General features: G+C 69.7%; 4 protein-coding genes. 2 read left to right on the top strand and 2 right to left on the bottom strand.

The window, feature by feature from the left end; all coding sequences use genetic code 11:
- The first annotated feature begins 239 nt into the window (after positions 1–239).
- Both clpX and AC2W7A_RS11105 read left to right on the top strand, forming a co-directional pair.
- Positions 240–1,538: an ATP-dependent Clp protease ATP-binding subunit ClpX gene (gene clpX, locus AC2W7A_RS11100; RefSeq protein ID WP_485991400.1), complete on the top strand. Its 1,299-nt coding sequence runs from the start codon at positions 240–242 to the stop codon at positions 1,536–1,538.
- A 57-nt stretch (positions 1,539–1,595) separates the two neighbouring features.
- Positions 1,596–2,213, top strand: a complete 618-nt coding sequence (locus AC2W7A_RS11105; RefSeq protein WP_485991401.1) for a mycothiol-dependent nitroreductase Rv2466c family protein — start codon at positions 1,596–1,598, stop codon at positions 2,211–2,213.
- Positions 2,214–2,388: 175 nt separating this feature from the next.
- Here AC2W7A_RS11105 and AC2W7A_RS11110 read toward each other — a convergent pair whose 3' ends face one another.
- Together AC2W7A_RS11110 and AC2W7A_RS11115 are read right to left on the bottom strand one after the other, a co-directional pair.
- Positions 2,389–2,631 (bottom strand): hypothetical protein, encoded by a 243-nt coding sequence (locus AC2W7A_RS11110; RefSeq protein WP_485991402.1) that lies wholly within the window; start codon positions 2,629–2,631, stop codon positions 2,389–2,391.
- Between the two features lie 139 nt (positions 2,632–2,770).
- Positions 2,771–3,017 (bottom strand): hypothetical protein (locus tag AC2W7A_RS11115; RefSeq protein ID WP_485991403.1); only part of this gene is annotated, 247 nt, incomplete at its 5' end.

Here is a 3,017-nt window from a genome sequence, read left to right on the forward strand (position 1 = left end):
CTCCCCGGCGCGCGGGAGGACCACGACGACGGCCCGCACCGTGCGCCGCCCGCGCACGCGCGGGGCCGTTGCGTATCCCTGTCCCGTCAGGGCAGGGCCGTATCCTGGTTCGTGCGCATCGGAGCCCTGCGGCTCCGGTGCCGGGCCGGTGCGGTCCGGCCCACGCCGCACACGCCGAGTCCCGACCCGCTCGGGGCCCGCCCCGCACACCGTCGTCAGACCCTGAGGAGTCCTGTTCCATGGCACGCATCGGAGAGAGCGCCGACCTGCTGAAGTGCTCGTTCTGCGGGAAGAGCCAGAAGCAGGTCCGCAAGCTCATCGCGGGCCCCGGGGTGTACATCTGCGAGGAGTGCATCGAGCTCTGCAACGAGATCGTCGAGGAGGAGCTCGGGGAGGTCACCGAGGCGGAGGACATGGTCCTGCCGACCCCGCAGGAGATCTTCGACCACCTCGGCCGCTTCGTCATCGGCCAGGAGAACGCCAAGCGCTCTCTCGCCGTGGCCGTCTACAACCACTACAAGCGCGTCCGGAACCCGCAGGCCAAGGGAGCCGAGAGCGCGGACCGCTTCTCCGAGCGCACGGACCTCGCGGACGTGGAGGTCGGCAAGTCCAACATCCTCATCGTGGGCCCCACCGGCTCCGGCAAGACCTACCTGGCCCAGACGCTGGCCCGCCAGCTGAACGTCCCGTTCGCCGTGGCGGACGCCACCAGCCTCACCGAGGCCGGCTACGTGGGCGAGGACGTGGAGAACATCCTCCTCAAGCTCATCCAGGCCGCGGACTTCGACGTGAAGAAGGCCGAGCAGGGCATCATCTACATCGACGAGATCGACAAGATCTCCCGCAAGTCCGAGAACCCGTCCATCACCCGTGACGTCTCCGGCGAGGGCGTGCAGCAGGCCCTGCTGAAGATCCTCGAGGGCACCGTCGCCTCGGTGCCGCCGCAGGGCGGGCGCAAGCACCCGCGCCAGGAGTTCCTGCAGATCGACACCACCAACGTGCTGTTCATCGTGGCCGGTGCGTTCGCCGGCCTGGAGGAGATCATCGGCTCCCGTGCCGGCCGCAAGGGCATCGGCTTCGGCGCCCCGCTGAACCACCTCGGAGACGGGGAGACCTCGTATGCGGACGTACGCCCCGAGGACCTGCTGAAGTTCGGGCTCATCCCCGAGTTCATCGGCCGTCTGCCCGTGATCACCGCGGTGGAGGACCTGACCCACGAGCAGCTGGTGAAGGTGCTCACCGAGCCGAAGAACGCGCTGGTGAAGCAGTACCAGAAGATGTTCCTCATGGACGGAGTGGACCTGGAGTTCGAGGACGACGCCCTGGACGCCGTCGTGGAGCAGGCCGTGGCCCGCGGCACCGGCGCCCGAGGCCTGCGCTCCATCATGGAGGACGTCCTCAAGCCCGTGATGTTCGACCTGCCCTCCCGCACGGACATCGGCGCCGTGGTGATCACCGGCGATGTCGTCCGTGAGGGCGCAGAGCCCACCCTGATCCCCGCGGACGTCGAGCTCTCCCGCCGAGACGCTTCCGCCTGACCGGCACCCGACCCCGGGGGCCGATCAGACGGTCCCCACGAAGGAAGGACCCCACGAATGACCGAGAACGCCGCCCCCACCGTCGGCTTCCACTTCGACCCGACCTGCCCCTTCGCGTGGATCACCTCCCGGTGGATCCTCGAGGTGGAGCAGGTCCGTGACGTGAAGGTCGAGTTCAAGCAGATGTCCCTGTACATGCTGAACGAGGGCCGCGACCTGGACCCGGACTACCGCGCCTCCACCGACCGCGGCCTCATCCCGGGCCGCGCCACCATGTACGTCCGAGAGACCTACGGCCCCGAGGCCCTGGCCGACTGGTACACCGCCCTGGGCACCCGCATCCACAACGAGGGGAACAAGGACTACCCGAAGGTGCTGCGCGCCGCCGCCGAGGAGTTCGGCCACGACGCGGACGCGATCCTCGCCGCCACTGAGTCCGACGCCCTGGACGGCAAGCTCCGTGAGGCCCAGAAGGAGGCCGAAGAGCTCGTCGGCAACGACGTCGGCACCCCGGTGGTGTCCTTCAACGGCACCGCGTTCTTCGGCCCGGTGCTCACCCGCATCCCGCGCGGCGAGGAGGCCGGGCGCATCTTCGACGGCGCCGTGGTCCTGGCCGAGTACCCGTACTTCTACGAGATCAAGCGCGCCCGCACCACCGACCCGCAGTTCGACTGAGCCTCCGCCCCGTCCGCGGGGCCCGCACACGACGACGCCGCGACCCCCGGTGGGGTGCGCGGCCGTCGCCGTGTGCCGGAATCGGGCTCCCCGCAGCCGGGCTCGGGGACGTCGTTCCGGGCCTGCCGGGGTCCCGTCCTCGGCGTTCCGTCAGCACCGGTCGTCGTCCATCGGCTCAGCGAAAGAAGTGGAACGAGCCCTCCCAGCGGCGAGCGTCGGCGAACCACTTGCACCTGTGGCCGATTCGCACGGTGTAGCCCTCCATGCGGTAGAGCTTCATCTCGGAATTCATCCTGCTGGTGCAGTGGTGAAAGTTGCCGTTCGTGATGACGACCGTGCTGCCGGCCTCGGCAGGCGGAGGTGTCGCGAGAGCCGTTCCGCCCACGGCGAGCATCGCAGCGGCGAAGACGGCGCCCATGCGGGCTCGAAGTGGGCGGTGTGCCGTCGGTGTGGTGGTCACGGTGCTTTTCTTCCCCTCGGTGATGCGTGTCACACTAGCGCCGTCGGTTCGAGATGGCCACACCTGCCGTCCACTGGTTCAGCGGAACATCTGCTCCTCAGCCCCGCGCGATGCGACCGGCGGCGCGGATCATCGGCACCTGCAGCGGGAGCCTGCCGAGCGCGAGGGCGCGCCGCGGCCAGGAGCGGCCACGCCAGCGCCAGGCCATCCACGCGTTGCCCGGCCACACTCCCATGTTGGCGACCAGGTTCGCGACGGCGAGCACGACGGTGCCCGTCGTGATCGAGGTGGGGAGCCGGTCCGGCCCGGAGGCGAGGCGGGGAGCGGTGCCCGTGCGCTCGGCT

The sequence above is a fragment of the Micrococcus sp. LASM2_SD2 genome (genome assembly GCF_057364565.1).

Coding starts and splice junctions, on each gene's coding strand:
- clpX (WP_485991400.1), top strand. CDS start 240: ATGGCACGCATCGGAGAGAGCGCCGACCTGCTGAAGTGCTCGTTCTGC.
- AC2W7A_RS11105 (WP_485991401.1), top strand. CDS start 1,596: ATGACCGAGAACGCCGCCCCCACCGTCGGCTTCCACTTCGACCCGACC.
- AC2W7A_RS11110 (WP_485991402.1), bottom strand. CDS start 2,631: ATGGGCGCCGTCTTCGCCGCTGCGATGCTCGCCGTGGGCGGAACGGCT.